Genomic DNA, 15714 nt, shown 5'->3' with positions numbered 1-15714 from the left:
CCCCGCGCTCGCAGACCGAGCGCCAGAAGGAAATATCATGACTCCCGGCAAGGAACTGCTCTTCGTCGCACTCGGCGGATCGGGCGAAATCGGCATGAACGTCAACCTCTATGGTTGCGACGGCCAATGGCTGATGGTCGATCTCGGCATCAGCTTCGGCACGCCCGAATATCCCGGCATCGACATCGTCCTGCCCGACATCCAGTTCATCGAGGACAACAAGCATTTGCTCGCCGGCATCGTCCTGACGCATGGTCATGAAGACCATATCGGTGCGCTGCCCTATCTCGCCGCCGATTTGGGCGTGCCGCTGTACGCCAACCGCTTCACCGCGGGCCTGATCGCGACCAAGCTTGCCGAGGAAGGGCTGACCAAGAAGGTCAAGGTTCACGTCCAGGACCTCGACGCCGATTTCACCGTCGGCAATTTCGGCATCCGCTTCGTCCCGTTGGCGCATTCGATCCCCGACATGTGTGCAGCATTGATCCGCACGCCCTATGGCAACGTCTTTCATTCGGGCGACTGGAAGCTCGACGAGGACCCGCAGATGGGCGAGCCGTCCTCCGAGGGCGAATTGCGCGAGATTGGTGATGAGGGCGTCCTCGCGCTCGTCTGCGATTCGACCAACGTGTTCAACGAGGATGTCTCGGGCAGCGAGGGCGACGTTCGCGACAATCTGCTCAAGGTGATCAAGGAAGCGCCCAACCGCGTCCTCGTCACGACCTTTGCCTCGAACGCCGCGCGACTGCGCACGCTCGGCTGGGTCGCCAAGCAGACCGGGCGGCAATTGTGCGTCGCCGGGCGCAGCCTCGACCGGATCATCGGCATCGCGCAGGAAAACGACTATCTTGGCGAGTTTCCCGACACGGTCGATTTCCAGACCGCGATGAAGCTGCCGCGCGACAAGGTGATGATCGTCGCCACTGGCGGGCAGGGCGAATCGCGCGCCGCGCTGGCTCGCATTGCCGAGGGCAACCACCAGCTCGCGCTCGCCGAGGACGACTGGGTCGTCTTCTCGTCGAAACAGATCCCGGGCAACGAAATGGCGATCGGCCGGATCCAGAACCGGCTCGCCGAACGCGGCATCGTCATGGTCACCGAACGCCAGGCGCATATCCATGTCTCGGGCCATCCCGGCCGCCCCGAACTGGCTGCGATGTACGAATGGATCCGGCCCGAAATCCTTGTCCCCGTCCATGGCGAGATCCGCCACATGAAGGAGCATGAGCGCTTTGGCCTGTCGCAGGGCATCCCCAAGGCGGTGTTCCAGAAGAACGGCGACGTCATTCGCCTTGCGCCCGGCAAGCCGAAGAAGATCGACGAAGTCACGGTCGGGCGCCTCGTCCTCGATGGCGACGTCATCCTCGCCGCCGACGGCCCGGTGATGAACGAGCGGCGCAAATTGTCGCTGAGCGGGCATATCTCGGCCGCAGTCGCACGCGATTCGGACGGCAATCTGGCAGGAACGCCCGAATTTCGCATGCTCGGCGTGCCCGTCGAGGACGAGCGCGAACAGTTCGTTGCCGATCTCGGCAGCGCGGTCGAGCAGGTCTTCAACCAGCGCCACAAGGCCAAAAGCAAGGGCGACGACGCGTTCCGCGAAGCGCTACGCCTCGCCGTCCGCCGCGTCGCAACCGACTGGACAGGCAACAAGCCGATCGTCGACGTCCTGCTCGTCGAGATCTGAGGCGCGATGCGACTGTAAGCGATCCTGATTTCGGCCCCTTCGCCATGGTGGCCAAGTAGAGAGAGAACACGATGCCCTGGTATTCCGCACTCGCCATTTACATCCTGTTTTGGGTTGTCTGCGCCTTCATGGTCCTGCCGATCGGGGTGCGAACTTCGGACGAGCTCGGCGAAGAGAAGGTGCCGGGACAGGCCGACAGCGCGCCAGCCAACTTTCGCCCCGGCCGCGTTATCCTGTTGACCACGGCGCTATCGGGACTGTTGTTCGGCCTGTTCTATCTCAACTTCGTCTATCGCTGGATCGAAGTGCTGGCGTTCAGCCGGACCTGACAGTAACCGCACCCGATCGGCAATCGAGCCGGTAGGTCATACCAAAGGCCCGGCTTTGTCGGCCGAGACGGGCTAGGGAAAGCCTGCCGCCTAATGAGCGGACAGGCCGGGGGTGAGTATCAGTCGCGCAGGCGTTCGATTGCCTGGGCCAGTGCGACATAGAGTTTACCCATGTCCGACGACAGCAGCGTAACGCTGAGCGCCTGGCCATCGCGCGTGCCGAGCAGCGTGCGCAGCATTGCCTCGAAATCGTGGATGTAGCGATTGACATACTCGCGGAAATCCGCGTCGTTTTCGTAATAAGCGAGGATTTCGCGCGCGTCGGTCGCATCGAGCAGGCGGACCGCGCGGCGGGTGAAAACGCCGCGATCGCCCTTCAGATATGCCGCCCAGGCGGTGTCGGTGACCTCATTCGACAGGATCTTGGTGACATCGATCGCGGTCGATTTGAGCGATTCGGTCAGCAAGGTGACGTGGCGGCTGAGACTTTCGTGATCGGCATCGCTGACCGCGGCGCGGGCATCGGCGACGCGCGCCTCGATGGCCGAGCTGGCATCCGAGATCGTGGTCATCTGCTGCATCAGCAGTTCGGTTGCCGCACGCGCCGCCTCGACCGCGCGCTGCGACCCCTGGGTGATCTCTCTCATCCGGTCGGCGACACCGGCCTCGAGCGTTTCGCTGAGGCCCTTCATCGTCGCTTCGCGCATCGTGTCGGCGGCATCGGCGACGACGCTGGCGAGCGCGGTGCGCGCGTGCGCGATCGCCTGGCCGGCGGTTTCCTTGACGCGCACCATCGCCTCGACAAGCTGCGGCGCGGCGCTGTCGGCGACCGACTGCGATCCGCTTTCGATGTCGGCGATCAGCGTTTTCATGTCGCGCAGGGCGTTGCCGTTGGCGGTCGCGAGCTCTCCCAATATGTCGCGCTGGCGTTCGGTTTCCTCGCTCTGGTTGGCAAGCAGCGCCTGCGCTTCCTTGAGCCGTTCGAGGGCGGCGTTGCCGACCGCTTCCATCGTTTCGACCGCGGGGGCGATATCGTTCATCAGCGTGCGGCTCTGGCCGATCGTGCCATCGAGTCGTGCAAGCGCGCGCGGCAGCGTCTCGTCGATCTCGCGCGCCACCGAATCGAGCGCGAGCATCAGGTCCTCCGAGCGCGACAGCAACCGTTGGGCAATGGTTTCGCTGTCCGACAGCCGGGCCGCCATCGTTTCTGTCTTGCCGCTCAGCGTCTCGATTGCCGCACCGAGCCCCCCGAGCGTGGCGGTCCAGTCCGAATCGAGCGTCGCCATCGCCTCGCGCGATTGTTCGATGCCTTGGGCAAAGCCTTCGACGATGCTGTCGGCCTGGTCGGTCTGCTCGTTCAACCGATCGCCGATCGCCGCGACGACGTCGTCGCATTCGGCAAGCCGTTCGCGGGTCGTTTCGGCCAAGCCGTCGCCCGCCGCAACGAGCCGGTCCCGCGCGCTTTCGGCTTCGCGAACCATCGCCTCGATCTCAGCGCGCGCAGAGTCGCGCGCACTCGTCAGCGCCTGCTCGATATTGGTCAACGAGGCGCCGATCGTCGCCAGCAATTCGCCCTGCGTCGCATCGAGCCGTTTGGTCAGGCCATCGCTCTGCTCGCCGAGTTCCTCGATTTGGGCGGCCAGCGCGACGGTACTGGCGGACAGCCCCTGTTCGGACTGCGCCGCAGTTTCCTCCAAGGTTGCGATCTGCGCCTGCAGCGCCGATCCGTGCTGGTGAGCGGCCAGTCCGGCCTGGCGCAGGTTCTCGGTCAGGCGCGCGGCAACCGCGTCGACCCGCGGCAGGCCCGCAAGCAGTCCCTCGACCTGATCGAATGCGCTTTTCGCGCGCTGCGCCATGGTGTCGCTGGCGCCCAGCGTTGCGGTCATTTCGCCGCGAATGCGTTCGCTTGCCTCGACGATCCGGCCGCCGACATCGATGCCCAATGCGCTCAGCCGCTCGCCGTCGTCGCGCATCTGGCGGTGGGCGAGCGCGAGCGACGCGTTGACCGCCTCGAGCTTGCTGTTCAGTGCGCCGGTTTGGCTATCGAGGTCGCGGATCAACCGGCCATAGCGGTTGGTCTCGGCAGCGCTCGACCGCTGGAAAATGAGATAGAGCGCAGCGAGCAGGATCAGCGGGATGCTCGCCGTCGCCAGTGCGCTGGCCCAGGCGGCCGCGTCGGTGAGGGCGATGTCGCCCCGCACCAGCAGCCATGCGTAGAAGCCCGTCCAACCCGCCGCCGCGACGCCGATCAGGATCGCGGCCCACGGCGTTCCAGCCCCGGTTTCCGGGGAATCGGCGTCGTCCCAGGCGGAATCGGTCCACGGCTGGCTGTCCGGTTCGGCTGGCGCTGTGGCAAAGCCTTCGTCGGATGCCGTCATGGTCGCAAGGGCGTCGCCATTGTCGCCTAGCGGAGCCGGCGCCTCGTCAATTGTGGCCGGATCGTCCATGTCGGACCCGGTCTGGTTGGAACGCGGCCATATGCCGATGATTTTGGATTCCCCTGCCATGGGCGCACTGTATCGCCTTTTGACCGGGGGCGAAACGCTAAGTTAACCACGAAACTGCTAAGGGCACGGACATGGCAGTCGAATCCACCCCGTTTAATGCCCTGCTTGCCGCAGCGGCAGGTGACGATGCCGCGTTGGCGGATGAGCTGCGCGGCTCGGTGATTGCCAGTGCGCAGGGCCATGTCGATCTGCTCCGGCGATCGCGCTGCGATGCCAACTGGATCATGTCGGCCCGACGGCTAAAGAGCCTGGCCGAGACCTTTGGTCTCGACGATCTCGTTGCGCTAGCCGATACCGCGCTCGACGGTGCCCCCGGCGACCCGCGCGTGCTGATGGACCTGACGCGGCACCTCGATCAATTATAACGCGGCGGATTGATCGGCGACACCGCCGGTAAAGTTGGGCTTGTCGATCCCATTCAAAAATGGTTCATGCCGCCCCTCATATAACAGGGGCAATCGGCTAGCCCGCGATCATTCGCACCCGCCGGACCGTTTATCGCAATTGTGCGTTAGTTGTTGGAATTCGCGTGCAGATGCGACGCGAGAGAATTTTTCAGGAGATGATTATGCGACGTATTTCTGGACGCCTGCTGGCCTGCACGATGATGGTCGGAAGTCTGGCGCTAGTGGCCACCCCTGCGATGGCCAAGGACAAGAAGAGCAATGAGGTTAAAGCGCCCGAGATCAGCACCGCATTCCGTGCCGCCGGCGAGCCGGTTGAAAAGGCGATTGCCGCCAAGGATTTCGCCACTGCTAATGCCGGGATCGGTGCGCTTGAGGCCGCTGCGGTTACGCCATATGAGAAATATGTCGCGGCCCATTTCCGCCTTCAGATCGCAGCCAGCCTCGGCGATACTGCGCAGCAGTTCAAAGCTGTCGAAACGATTCTTTCGACCGGTCAGGCCGATCCCGCCGAGCTGCCCGCGATGTATTTCTACGCAGGCAATTTTGCCTTTGCCGACGGCAAGTATGAGCTCGCCACCGAACGCCTGACCAAGGCGCTTGAACTCGGCTACACCAAGAACAACGCGCAGCTGATGCTGGCCGAATCCTACCTCAAGACGAACCGTCTCGACGAGGCGTTTGCGATTGCTCGCAAGGCGATCGCTACGGCGCGTGCGGCGGGCGAGCAGGTCCCCGTCGACTGGTTCAACCGTCCCGCAAGCGCGGCGCAGAAAGCCGGGCGTTCGGCCGATTTCATCGATTTCCTCGCGTTGCGCAACCAGTCGTATCCGACACCGGAAAACTGGCGCAATTCGACGATCCTGTATCTCCAGGCGTTCAAGCCTGAAAAGGGCACGACGCTGGATGCGCTGCGGCTGCTTGATGCCACGGGCGCGATGCAGACGCGTCAGGAGTTCTACGAATGGGCGACCGTAGCGGCCGATTCCGGCCTGCCAGGCGAATCGGTGAAGGCCTATGAGGCTGGATTGAAAGCCGGCGCGATTGCAAAATCGGATGCCGAATTCGCCAAATTGTCGAAAGACCAGGCCAGCGAAATCGCGAAGGACAAGGGCGAACTCGGCGAAGCGGAGCGTGCTGCAGCAGCGTCGGCAACCGGCAAGATTGCCAGTGCGACCGGCGATGCGTGGCTCGGTTATGGCGATTACGCAAAGGCTGTCGCAATGTATCGCCTGGCGTTGCAGAAGGGCGGTGTCGATTTGGAGGCTACCAATACGCGTCTCGGCATCGCGTTGGCGCAGTCGGGCGACGACGTTGGCGCCCAGCAGGCTTTCGCAGCGGTTACCGGCCCGCGTGCCAGCCTCGCGCGACTGTGGTCGGCCTATGTCGCCCAGAAGCTTGCTGCGTCCGCCGCGGCTACCGCGACGACTCCGGCGAGCTAAGAAACAGCAATATCCTAACGAAACGGGGCGCAGCGATGCGCCCCGTTTTGCGTTCGGCCGCGCCCGTGATCAATCGATCGGGAAGCCCGGATCGTATTTTGAACGGCGGATCGTCAGCGAGGTTTTGACGCTCGCGACATGCGGTGCGGACGTCAGCTTCGAGGTCAACAACTCCTGGAAGCTCCTCAGGTCCTGCGCGACGATCTTGATCAGGTAATCGATCTCGCCATTCAGCATATGGCATTCGCGGACCTCGGGGATCGCCGCGATATGCGCTTCGAAGGCCTTGAGCGCGGCGTCGGACTGCGACGACAGGCTGATCATTGCAAACACGGTGATCGAGTATCCGAGCGCGGTGCCATTGAGATCGGCGTGATACCCCTCGATGACACCAGCCTTTTCGAGACTGCGGACACGGCGCAGGCACGGCGGCGCTGTCAGGCCGACGCGCTGGGCGAGTTCGACGTTGGTCATGCGACCGTCGGCTTGCAGTTCACGCAGGATGGCGAGGTCGATATCGTCGAACTTTACGAAAGCCATAGGTAATTATCCCATCAAATAAGGACCCACGTAATAATTTAATTTCTGGCTTTTGCAATTGTGCCACATTGCTACGTGCGCGACGGCCCCCTATCGCAAGCAGGGCAAGCGGCCTAGAGATTATCCATTCGCTAACCAATCGGCATAGGCATAGGCAATGCGGTTCGACGACATGCTGGCGACCGTGATCGCAAGTGACCCCGCGTCACCCTTTCTGCGCCGGAACAGATGGCGCCAGATCGCCGACATAGTTGCGCAAAAAGGCGCCCTGATTGAACGCAGGATAACGGCGCGTGCGCTTGCCGAACTGGCGCGCGAACGCGAGTCGATCCCGCTTGCGGACCGCATCGCGACCGCGCACGCGCTCGCGTCGCATGCGCGATTCGCGCCGATCGTCGCGCTGTTCGCGCACGATGCTCCTGATGTTGCGCGCGCGATGTTGCGCTCGGTCAGCCTGCCAGACGCCGACTGGACGATCGTGATCCCCGCGCTCGGACCCAGCGGGCGAGCGACTTTGCGCGCGCGCGACGACCTGTCGGCAGCCGCCCGACGCGCCCTCGACGCGATGGGGCCGAGCGACATGCGGCTGACCGATACCAGCGTCGTTGCAGAGGTCGCGGTTGCCAAGGAAATCGAAGAGCCGCAGGATCAACCCGCACCCGAAAGCGACCAGATTCGCGAGCTGGTCCGCCGCATCGACGCGTTTCGCGAATCGCGCGAAAGCGTTGCCGCGCGCCGCGTCGACGAACCGCTTGGCATTCATGCCTTTCAATTCACCACCGGCCCCGATGGCGCGATCAACTGGGTCGCCGGCGCGCCACGCGGCGCGCTGATCGGCCTCGATATCGCGACCCCGGCAAGCGGCGGGCTAAGTGGGCCGGATGCCGGCGCGGTCGGCGCATTCCGTCATCGGGGCCAGATCCACGATGCGCGAATCGTGCTCCCCCCGCTTCCCGGTTTCGCCGGCAGCTGGCGCTTTTCGGCGATTCCGATGTTCGATCCCACGAGCGGACGGTTCGAGGGGTATCGCGGAACGGTCCGGCGAGCGGCCCCCGGCGAAGATGCGCGCATCGCGGTCGTCGAAGCGGCGATCGATCGCGGCGACGCCATGCGCCAGCTCGTCCACGAACTGCGGACGCCGCTCAATGCCATCTCGGGCTTCGCGCAGATGATCGAGGCTCAGATGATGGGGCCCGCGAGCGACCGCTATCGAAATATCGCCGACCGCATTGCCAGCGATGCCGCCGCCTCGCTGGCGATGATCGACAGCCTCGATCTCGCGCTGGCACCGCATGACGCGCCGGTGGACAACAATGGCGGCAAATGCACGATCGGCGAAGTTGCGTCGGCAGCGATCGGCGACCTTGCCGGTGCGGCAAGCGAACGCGATGTCGAGATCGACCTCGCCCGGGAGAATCGCGACGCGGTCGTCGGGATTGCCGCAGATATGGCACATCGTCCGCTGGTGCGGCTGGTCAGCGTGCTGATCCAGGCAGCAGATCCGGGTTCGAAGATCGCGATGGCAATCGGTGAAGGACAACAGGGGCAGGGGGCGGTGCTGGCCATCGCGCTGCCGATGCCGCTGGCGGGGCTGTCATCCGATGCCTTGCGCGATCCGCCCCATGAAGACGAGTCGGGTGCTGCGCCCGCGCGACTTGCGCTCGCCTTCGTCCTGCGGCTGGTCGATCGCGCGCTCGATCAGGTGGGCGGCACGCTGATGATGGTTGAAGATAAGCTGATTTTAAGACTGCCCGGCGATACTGCAGCCCGACGCGTCGACCAGACAATCGGCTGACAAGCGAGGGGCCACGGGTCCGAAGGGGGAACGGGTGCGGCCACAGCCAGTCTATCGCCAGGGACCCGCGATCGGTTTCGATCCCGCGCTGGGCCGTCGCTTCCTCGTTACGATCGACACCGAAGAGGATTTCGACTGGGGAGCGCCGTTTTCGCGCACCGCGCACTCGCTCGCCTCGACCGCGGCGCTGGCCGAGGGACAGACCTATTTTCATGGCGCAGGGGTCAATCCGCTTTATCTCGTCGATTATCCCGTCGCCTTTGATACGACCGCGCGCGATATCCTCGGCCGCGCCGCTGCCGATGGCGAGGCCGAAATCGGTCTCCAGCTCCATCCATGGGTAACGCCGCCGTTCGAAGAGGCAGTCAACGCGCACAACAGCTACACCGGGAACCTTCCCGCCGCGCTCGAACGCGCCAAGCTGCGCGCACTGTACGATGCGGCGGTCGAGGGTTTCGCGGTCCAGCCACGATCGTATCGTGCCGGGCGTTATGGGTTGGGGAGCGAGACGATGGCGATACTCGCAGAGCTTGGCGTTGCCTGCGACACGTCGGTGCGCGCGCATTACGATTATCGCGCTGCCGGCGGCCCCGATTACAGCACCGCGCCGCTGCGACCGTTCTGGACGGGCCCCGATAACAGCATCGCTGAACTGCCTCTGACAAGCCCGTATGTCGGCCTGTTACGGCGTTTCGGCGGTCCGCTTTTCCACAGTGTGACGGATCGTTCGCGTGTGCGATCGCTGCTGTCGCGATTGCGGCTGGTCGAACGCGTCCCGCTGACGCCCGAGGGCACGACTGCAGCCGAGGCCGTGGCGGCAATCGCCGAATGCGCCGCGCTCGATCTGCCTGTCCTCGTCCTGTCGTTCCATTCGCCGTCGCTCGCGCCGGGCAATACGCCCTATGTTCGCGACGCGGCCGATCTCGCGAAATTCTATGGCTGGTGGGACAAGGTGCTGCGCGCGTTGAGCGATCACGGCTATGCCGCCGCGTCGCTCGATCAGATCCTGTCGGCGATATGCCCGGACGGGGAAAGCTCACCGCTTGCCAAGCGCTCGCGGGCTCCGCTATCGCCGTGAGCGTTCGGGGGCGGTAAAAGTCTCTCGAACATGGGCCTGTAGCTCAGTTGGTTAGAGCTGGCCGCTCATAACGGCTAGGTCGGGGGTTCGAGTCCCTCCGGGCCCACCATAGAAATCCAGTCCGGGGGACTGGATTTCTATGGTCCGAGAAACGCATGTTTCGAGGCTCAAAGGATCCAGTCCGGGGGACTGGATTTCTATGGTCCGAGAAACGCATGTTTCGAATGCGTTGCGTAACGAACTTGAAAAGGATTGCCATGCCCGGTCTGTGGTTCGACGAAATGACGGTCGGGACCGTCATCCAGCATCCCATCCGCCGGACGATCACCGAGGCGGACAACGTATTCTTTTCGGCGATGACGCATAATCCTGCAGCTCTCCATCTCGACGAGGAATATTGCCGGACGCAGACCGAATATGGCCAGCGGCTCGTCAACAGCTGCCTGACCCTGTCGTTCATGGTCGGCATTTCGGTCGGTGAAACGACAATGGGCACCGCGGTCGCCAATCTCGGCTGGGATGAGGTGCGCTTTCCCAAGCCGCTGTTCCACGGCGATACGATCCATATCGAGACCGAGATCCTCGAAACGCGGCCCTCCAAATCGCGCCCGGGGCAGGGGATTGTCGTGTTCGAACACCGCGCCTTCAACCAGCGCGACGAGCTCGTCGGCATCTGCAAGCGCAGCGGCCTGATCCATTGCACGCCGGCCGCCTGACGATGGCGTCAACGCGCCGCCCCGAACCGCGCAGCTGGTTGTTCATTCCTGGCGACAGCGCGAAGAAGCTCGGCAAGGCCGACGACTGCGGCGCCGACGCGGTGATCATCGATCTCGAGGATTCGGTTGCCGCCGCGGCACGGCCCGCTGCGCGCGCACTGACCGCCGATTTCCTCACGCAGCGCCCGAGTGGCGTGCGCGCAAGCCAGCTATGGGTGCGGATCAATCCGCTCGACGGCGATGACTGGAAGGTCGATCTGGCCGCCGTCGTCGGTGCTCGCCCCGACGGCTACATGCTGCCCAAATGTGCCGGACCCGCCGACGTTGCCACTTTGGCCGAGGCGCTCGGTGACACGCCCGGCGCCATCCTTCCGGTTGCAACCGAGACGCCAGCCGCGGTGTTCGCGCTGGGCGATTATGCAGGTGATGCCGATCCGCGCCTCGCGGGCCTGACCTGGGGAGCCGAAGACCTCGGCGCGGCGATCGGTGCCTCGGGCAACCGCTGGCCCGACGGCAGGTTTCACGAGACGTTTCGTATGGTTCGATCGCTGACGTTGCTTGCCGCGCATGCGGCAGGCGTCCAGGCGATCGACACGCTCTACGCCGACTTCCGCGACAGCGACGGCCTGCGCGCCGATTCCGAACGCAGCGCGATCGAAGGCTTTACCGGCCGGCTCGCGATCCACCCGGCGCAGGTCGCGGTCATCAACGCTGCCTATCTCCCGTCGCCCGCCTCCATCGATGCCGCGCGGCGTATTGTCGAGGCGTTCGCCGCCCAGCCCGATGCCGGGACGATCGGCCTGGACGGCAAGATGATCGACCGTCCGCATCTCGTCCAGGCAGAGCGCCTGATCGCGCGCGCCGAGGCGTTTGCCGGGCGGTAAGGCCCGGCAAGCCCTGGCGCCGGAAAACCCGGCCCCTATTTTTTCGGCCAGGTTACCGGGAATTGCTGCTGTGGATTGAACGATCCGCCCTGGTCGGCGCGTTCGGCCGCGGCGATTTCGCTCGCCGAGAGGAACTCGCTCGGCTCGAGCGCGAAGACGTCGAGCCCGCGCGCGATCTCGGTCGCGTAAATCCGGCCCTTGTACCAATAGGCCGACCAGTATCCGCCTGTGACGAGTTGATCCTTGTCGATAGGTCCGCGATCGAAATAGGCGATTTCAAACGGATTTTTTGGATCGGTGAAATCCATCACCGATATTCCGCCCTGATACCAGGCCTGAACGAAGATATTACGTCCCGGAACCGGGATGATCGATCCGTTGTGCGCGACGCAGTTTTCCTTGTCGCCCTGCGGCGCCGAGAGTTTGTAGGTGCTGCGAAATTCGAGTTTGCCGTCGACGATTTCGTAGATCGCGTCGGCGCCCCAGTTCTGCGGATCCGATGCTCGGCAGCGCGGTCGCCCGCCGCCGCCCCACTCGTCGGTGAACAGGACCAGCGTGCCGTCGTTGTTGAATGTCGCCGAATGCCAATAGGCGAACCCCTTGTCGACGACCTCGTCGATCCGTTTGGGTTTGCGCGGATCGGAGATGTCGAAGATCACGCCATTGCCCGAACAGGCGCCCGCGGCGATGTTCTTGGTCGGGAACACCGTGATGTCGTGGCACTGGTCGGTGCGGCTGGTTTGCTGTGTATCGTCGCCATGGTCACCGCCTTGCCAGAGGCCGGCAAGGCGACCGGTCTTGGGATCGGCAAATACCGCAGGACTGTCAACGATCCGTGCCTGCGATGGATCGGCCAGCGGAATTTCGATGACGTCGATGCGGAACAACGCAGTCCGATCATCGCCGGGTACGTCGCCGATGCAGCCCGCCAGTTCGGCTTCGTCGCGCACGCGCGAGGTGCCAGAATTATAGACGATCAGCGAAGTCGCGGTTTTCTTGACGACCGAATGGGTATGCGATCCGCGACAGGTCTGGACCTGGCCGACCTGGACCGGGCGAGTGATGTCCGAAATGTCGAAAATGCGCAGTCCGCGGAAGCGCTCCTTGCTGACCTTCTCGTTGACGCCCTGCAGGCCGCAATCGGTCCGCGCGCGATTGTCCTGAACGCTCATCAAGAGCAGGTTGCCGACGATCGACACGTCGCCCTGGCCGCCGGGGCAGACGACCGAGCTGACGAGGCGCGGAACGCCGTCCTTGCCCAGGCGATAGGCATTGAAGCCATGGTAATTGCCCGCGACGAGCAGGTCGCCCGAAAAGGCCATGTCGGTGTTGGCGAACGAGAGCAGCGGGGAGCGTTCGCCGAATTCGGGTTTGTCGTCGGGTTTGGCATCTTCGGTCGGCTTGCGCGGTTGCAGTCCGCCGGGATTGGCGGGGTCGAAAAAGCCCGCCGGCTTGCCAAGCGCCGCGACGAGACGCAGGTGGCTGATCGCCTGGCCGGCATCGGTCAGCCCTGCGGCCAGCGTCGCGCGCGGGTCGTCCGACAGGCTTTCGAGCAAGGCGGTCATCCGCTCGATTTCGGCATTCTGGTCGTTCTTGACGTCGTCGGTAAATTCGAGCGTGACGGGATCATAAGCGGTCCCCGCATGGCCGAGCAGCGCATCGACCATGTCGACTGCGCCCTGGTGGTGAGCGATCATCAGCGTCAGGAACTGCCGGTCGAAGGCGGCGCCGCGCGCAGCGGCGAGGCGCGCGAGACCTTCGGCGCTGGCCATGCCCTTCATGCCCGAATGGTCGGCGTGACCCATGCCCGCCATCGCCGTCGGTTCGCCGCGATCGGCCAGCCATTTCTCCATGAATGCCATTTCATCGGCCTGGCCCTTGTCGATGCGACCGGCGACTGCGACGATTTCCGCGCGACTGGTGCGGTCACCGACCAGCGCGGCCATTTCGACCGCCTGGCGGTGATGGACGATCATCTGCTGCATGAAATCGACGTCGGCGGCGGTATATTGCTGACCGGCCAGCTTAAGCGCCTGTTCCTTGGTCACGACGCGCGGCGCCTCGCCGAGCGCGCCGGGCTGCACGATCGGTGCGCTCTGGGCAAGCAAGGGGGATGCCGAGGCCAGCAGCACCGCCGCAAGCGAGCAAGTCCCCGCGCGTGCCGTGAAAACTCTGTGCAAATCGATCATAAGTCGGCTCCCCTGTTTCTTGCGCAGCGTGGCTGACGCACATCCAGTTGGCAGTGTTCGGCAAAAGGGGAGGTTTGCCAACCCCCAATTGTCGACGGCCATGATGCGGGCACGCACAGGAGGTCATGGGGGAGAGAGCGGGGTTATGAAGGGCTAGGGGCGCGTGCTTTGCAGATGCGTCGCGCTGGACTGGCGTGGATAGCGGCGTTGCCAGCCCTCGACGCATTCGCGTCTTGGGATCATCGAAAATTCATCCTCCGGATGAACTTTCGATGATGGTCGGGGAGACAGGATTCGAACCTGCGACCCCCTGGTCCCAAACCAGGTGCGCTACCAGCCTGCGCCACTCCCCGACGCCTGCGCCCCTAGAGCGCGGCGCGGCGCGAGGCAAGCACTAGTCGGGCATTGTTGCACTCGCTTCGTTGCCGCGTGCATCTGCTTCGGCAACGCGCGCTTTGACCAGCGCCTCGGTATCCGCCGAAATCTGGCTGGCGGTCGCATCAATCTGCGCTTCGTCGACGGTGCCGCCATTGCCGCAGCCGGCAAGCACCAGGCCGAGTGCGACGATGGACGCCCGCGTCATTCGCCGTGCGGCGCTACGGCAGGGGCAAGCTCCGGGGCGTTGCCCAGAACCATCAGTGCCGCGACCCATGCCGCGACATTCTGGCGCAAGTCGGCCGGGTCGATCTTGTCGAGCGTGTCGTCGGAGGTGTGATGCAGGTCGAAATAATGCGTTCCGTCCTGGCTCAGATCGACGACCGCCGTTTGCTGTGCCTCGATGATCGCGCCGACGTCGGCGCCGCCATGCGCTTCGCCGGTCCCGCGGGTGATGCCGAGCGGTGCGAGCGCCTGTGCGACCCTGGTCTTGAGCGCTTCGTCGGCAAGGTTGAAATTGACCCGCCAGACGCGGTCGGCGCCGAAGTCGCTTTCCATCGCGAGGACATGGGCTTCGCCGCCATGCGCCTTGCCATAGGCCGCGCCGCCGAACACGCCGACTTCCTCGGCGCCGGCCCACAGCAGGCGGATCGGGTGGCGCGTGCCGCCCGCCGCCATGATCCGCTTGGCCGCCGCGGTGATGATCGCGCAGCCGCTGGCATCGTCGATTGCGCCGGTGCCGAGGTCCCAGCTGTCGAGATGGCAGGCGATAACGATCGCACCCGCCCTGGGGTCGGTGCCGGGCACTTCGGCGATGACATTGCCCGACTGCGTCTCGCCGAGCCAGCGCGGGGTCAACACGAGCTTCATCGTCACCGGCTTCCCGCGCGCCAGCATCCGCTCGAGATTCTCGGCGTCGGGCCGGCTCAGTGCGCCCGCTGCGGTCGCCGTCTGGCCGTCGGCCCAGCCGGTGTTGCCGGTATGCGGATTGCGATGAAGATCGGTGCCGACCGACTTGATCACGGTTGCAATCGCGCCCTTCGAGGCGGCGAGCGCGGGTGCGGTCCAGCGCGCGGGGCCGGCAAAGCCATAGCCCGATCCGTCCTGCGTCGGCTGCATGTTGTGGCTGATAAAGGCGATCTTGCCCTTGAGACTCCCGGCAGGCGCGGCGGCGAGATCGGCGTAGGTCGGGAAGTAGGCGATCGGGGCGGTAATGCCCTCGGGCGGCGTCGCGCCGCTGCGGCCCAGCGCGGTGATCGCCATCTTCTGCGGGAAGGGCGAGACGATCTCGGCGGTTTCGGCACCGCGCACCCAAGTCTGCATATTATAGGGTTCGATGCGGACCGATTTGAAGTCGAGGCTGTCGAGCCTGGCCTTGGCCCAGGCACGCGCACGCGCTTCGGCCTCGGTTCCCGCCATCCGCTGGCCAACCTCGGTCGTCAGGCCTTCGACGATGTCCCATGCCACCGTGTCGTCGGCAAGCGCGGCGTCGCGGGCTTCCGCGACCGCCTTGGCCGCAGTGACCTCGCCCGGCGTCGGCGGCTTGGGTGCTGCTGTCTGCGCCAGGGCGATCGAGGGGAGGACCAGCGCGAGACTGGCGACGGAGGCGACGAGCGCGAGCCTGAGTGTTTTCATGCGCGCAGTGCTAACCGCTCGAAGCCGCATTGCCAATGGTCGGTTGATGCGCGCCGCCGCCACCGCTAGGGGAGGCGGCAAATTCAACCCTCTCCGTAGCCCTGGACCGCTCGAACTGCATCACACGCGACGC

14 protein-coding genes and 2 tRNA genes are annotated in these 15714 nt (G+C 64.6%); 9 read left to right on the top strand and 7 right to left on the bottom strand.

Annotated features, from left to right (window positions below):
* The first annotated feature begins 37 nt into the window (after positions 1-37).
* Both FSZ31_RS09820 and FSZ31_RS09815 read left to right on the top strand, forming a co-directional pair.
* Positions 38-1687: a ribonuclease J gene (locus FSZ31_RS09820; RefSeq protein ID WP_147123156.1), complete on the top strand. Its 1650-nt coding sequence runs from the start codon at positions 38-40 to the stop codon at positions 1685-1687.
* Between the two features lie 71 nt (positions 1688-1758).
* Positions 1759-2016 carry a DUF1467 family protein gene (locus FSZ31_RS09815; protein WP_147123155.1) on the top strand — a complete coding sequence of 86 codons (258 nt, stop codon included), beginning with the start codon at positions 1759-1761 and terminating at the stop codon, positions 2014-2016.
* A gap of 119 nt (positions 2017-2135) precedes the next feature.
* Here the strand turns inward: FSZ31_RS09815 and FSZ31_RS09810 are convergent, their stop codons facing one another.
* Entirely contained in the window at positions 2136-4523 is a 2388-nt protein-coding gene (locus FSZ31_RS09810; RefSeq protein WP_147123154.1) for a coiled-coil domain-containing protein, read from the bottom strand.
* A gap of 71 nt (positions 4524-4594) precedes the next feature.
* On the opposite strand from FSZ31_RS09810, the gene FSZ31_RS09805 reads away from it, so the two are divergent.
* Together FSZ31_RS09805 and FSZ31_RS09800 are read left to right on the top strand one after the other, a co-directional pair.
* Positions 4595-4888 carry an Hpt domain-containing protein gene (locus FSZ31_RS09805; RefSeq protein ID WP_147123153.1) on the top strand — a complete coding sequence of 98 codons (294 nt, stop codon included), beginning with the start codon at positions 4595-4597 and terminating at the stop codon, positions 4886-4888.
* Positions 4889-5091: 203 nt separating this feature from the next.
* Complete coding sequence (locus tag FSZ31_RS09800; protein ID WP_147123152.1) at positions 5092-6369, top strand: tetratricopeptide repeat protein; 1278 nt, start codon at positions 5092-5094, stop codon at positions 6367-6369.
* A gap of 69 nt (positions 6370-6438) precedes the next feature.
* Here FSZ31_RS09800 and FSZ31_RS09795 read toward each other — a convergent pair whose 3' ends face one another.
* Together FSZ31_RS09795 and FSZ31_RS12840 are read right to left on the bottom strand one after the other, a co-directional pair.
* Positions 6439-6909 carry an Lrp/AsnC family transcriptional regulator gene (locus FSZ31_RS09795; protein ID WP_147123151.1) on the bottom strand — a complete coding sequence of 157 codons (471 nt, stop codon included), beginning with the start codon at positions 6907-6909 and terminating at the stop codon, positions 6439-6441.
* A gap of 205 nt (positions 6910-7114) precedes the next feature.
* Positions 7115-7321 (bottom strand): hypothetical protein, encoded by a 207-nt coding sequence (locus FSZ31_RS12840; RefSeq protein WP_161595998.1) that lies wholly within the window; start codon positions 7319-7321, stop codon positions 7115-7117.
* A 24-nt stretch (positions 7322-7345) separates the two neighbouring features.
* On the opposite strand from FSZ31_RS12840, the gene FSZ31_RS09790 reads away from it, so the two are divergent.
* The 5 genes from FSZ31_RS09790 to FSZ31_RS09770 all read left to right on the top strand — a co-directional run bounded on the left by FSZ31_RS09790 (position 7346) and on the right by FSZ31_RS09770 (position 11382).
* A complete protein-coding gene (locus FSZ31_RS09790) occupies positions 7346-8704 on the top strand; it encodes a HAMP domain-containing histidine kinase (protein WP_161595997.1) in 1359 nt (452 codons plus the stop codon).
* A 34-nt stretch (positions 8705-8738) separates the two neighbouring features.
* On the top strand, positions 8739-9782 hold the full coding sequence (locus FSZ31_RS09785) for a polysaccharide deacetylase family protein (protein ID WP_147123149.1): 1044 nt from the start codon (positions 8739-8741) through the stop codon (positions 9780-9782).
* 32 nt (positions 9783-9814) lie between these two features.
* Positions 9815-9891: transfer RNA gene (locus tag FSZ31_RS09780), tRNA-Ile, on the top strand.
* Between the two features lie 148 nt (positions 9892-10039).
* Positions 10040-10498, top strand: a complete 459-nt coding sequence (locus FSZ31_RS09775; protein WP_147123148.1) for a MaoC family dehydratase — start codon at positions 10040-10042, stop codon at positions 10496-10498.
* 2 nt (positions 10499-10500) lie between these two features.
* Positions 10501-11382 (top strand): HpcH/HpaI aldolase/citrate lyase family protein, encoded by an 882-nt coding sequence (locus tag FSZ31_RS09770; protein ID WP_147123147.1) that lies wholly within the window; start codon positions 10501-10503, stop codon positions 11380-11382.
* 35 nt (positions 11383-11417) lie between these two features.
* Here FSZ31_RS09770 and FSZ31_RS09765 read toward each other — a convergent pair whose 3' ends face one another.
* From FSZ31_RS09765 to FSZ31_RS09750, 4 genes are all read right to left on the bottom strand, one after another.
* Positions 11418-13571, bottom strand: a complete 2154-nt coding sequence (locus tag FSZ31_RS09765; RefSeq protein ID WP_147123146.1) for a DUF305 domain-containing protein — start codon at positions 13569-13571, stop codon at positions 11418-11420.
* Positions 13572-13847: 276 nt separating this feature from the next.
* Positions 13848-13924: transfer RNA gene (locus FSZ31_RS09760), tRNA-Pro, on the bottom strand.
* 41 nt (positions 13925-13965) lie between these two features.
* Positions 13966-14154 (bottom strand): hypothetical protein, encoded by a 189-nt coding sequence (locus tag FSZ31_RS09755; protein ID WP_147123145.1) that lies wholly within the window; start codon positions 14152-14154, stop codon positions 13966-13968.
* The gene (locus FSZ31_RS09750; protein ID WP_147123144.1) at positions 14151-15581 is read right to left on the bottom strand and encodes a M28 family peptidase; all 1431 of its coding nucleotides are present in this window, start codon (positions 15579-15581) and stop codon (positions 14151-14153) included. Before FSZ31_RS09750 ends, FSZ31_RS09755 begins: the two co-directional genes overlap by 4 nt.
* Positions 15582-15714 lie beyond the last annotated feature (133 nt).

This window comes from Flavisphingopyxis soli (assembly GCF_007995095.1).
In the GTDB taxonomy this organism is placed as follows: Bacteria; Pseudomonadota; Alphaproteobacteria; order Sphingomonadales; family Sphingomonadaceae; genus Flavisphingopyxis; species Flavisphingopyxis soli.
Note: the sequence above shows the minus strand (reverse complement) of the source record. Positions and strands in the feature narration are given on the sequence as shown.

Coding starts and splice junctions, on each gene's coding strand:
- FSZ31_RS09750 (WP_147123144.1), bottom strand. CDS start 15,581: ATGAAAACACTCAGGCTCGCGCTCGTCGCCTCCGTCGCCAGTCTCGCG.
- FSZ31_RS09810 (WP_147123154.1), bottom strand. CDS start 4,523: ATGGCAGGGGAATCCAAAATCATCGGCATATGGCCGCGTTCCAACCAG.
- FSZ31_RS09800 (WP_147123152.1), top strand. CDS start 5,092: ATGCGACGTATTTCTGGACGCCTGCTGGCCTGCACGATGATGGTCGGA.
- FSZ31_RS09770 (WP_147123147.1), top strand. CDS start 10,501: ATGGCGTCAACGCGCCGCCCCGAACCGCGCAGCTGGTTGTTCATTCCT.
- FSZ31_RS09775 (WP_147123148.1), top strand. CDS start 10,040: ATGCCCGGTCTGTGGTTCGACGAAATGACGGTCGGGACCGTCATCCAG.
- FSZ31_RS09755 (WP_147123145.1), bottom strand. CDS start 14,154: ATGACGCGGGCGTCCATCGTCGCACTCGGCCTGGTGCTTGCCGGCTGC.
- FSZ31_RS09820 (WP_147123156.1), top strand. CDS start 38: ATGACTCCCGGCAAGGAACTGCTCTTCGTCGCACTCGGCGGATCGGGC.
- FSZ31_RS09765 (WP_147123146.1), bottom strand. CDS start 13,571: ATGATCGATTTGCACAGAGTTTTCACGGCACGCGCGGGGACTTGCTCG.
- FSZ31_RS09815 (WP_147123155.1), top strand. CDS start 1,759: ATGCCCTGGTATTCCGCACTCGCCATTTACATCCTGTTTTGGGTTGTC.
- FSZ31_RS09790 (WP_161595997.1), top strand. CDS start 7,346: ATGTTGCGCTCGGTCAGCCTGCCAGACGCCGACTGGACGATCGTGATC.
- FSZ31_RS09805 (WP_147123153.1), top strand. CDS start 4,595: ATGGCAGTCGAATCCACCCCGTTTAATGCCCTGCTTGCCGCAGCGGCA.
- FSZ31_RS09795 (WP_147123151.1), bottom strand. CDS start 6,909: ATGGCTTTCGTAAAGTTCGACGATATCGACCTCGCCATCCTGCGTGAA.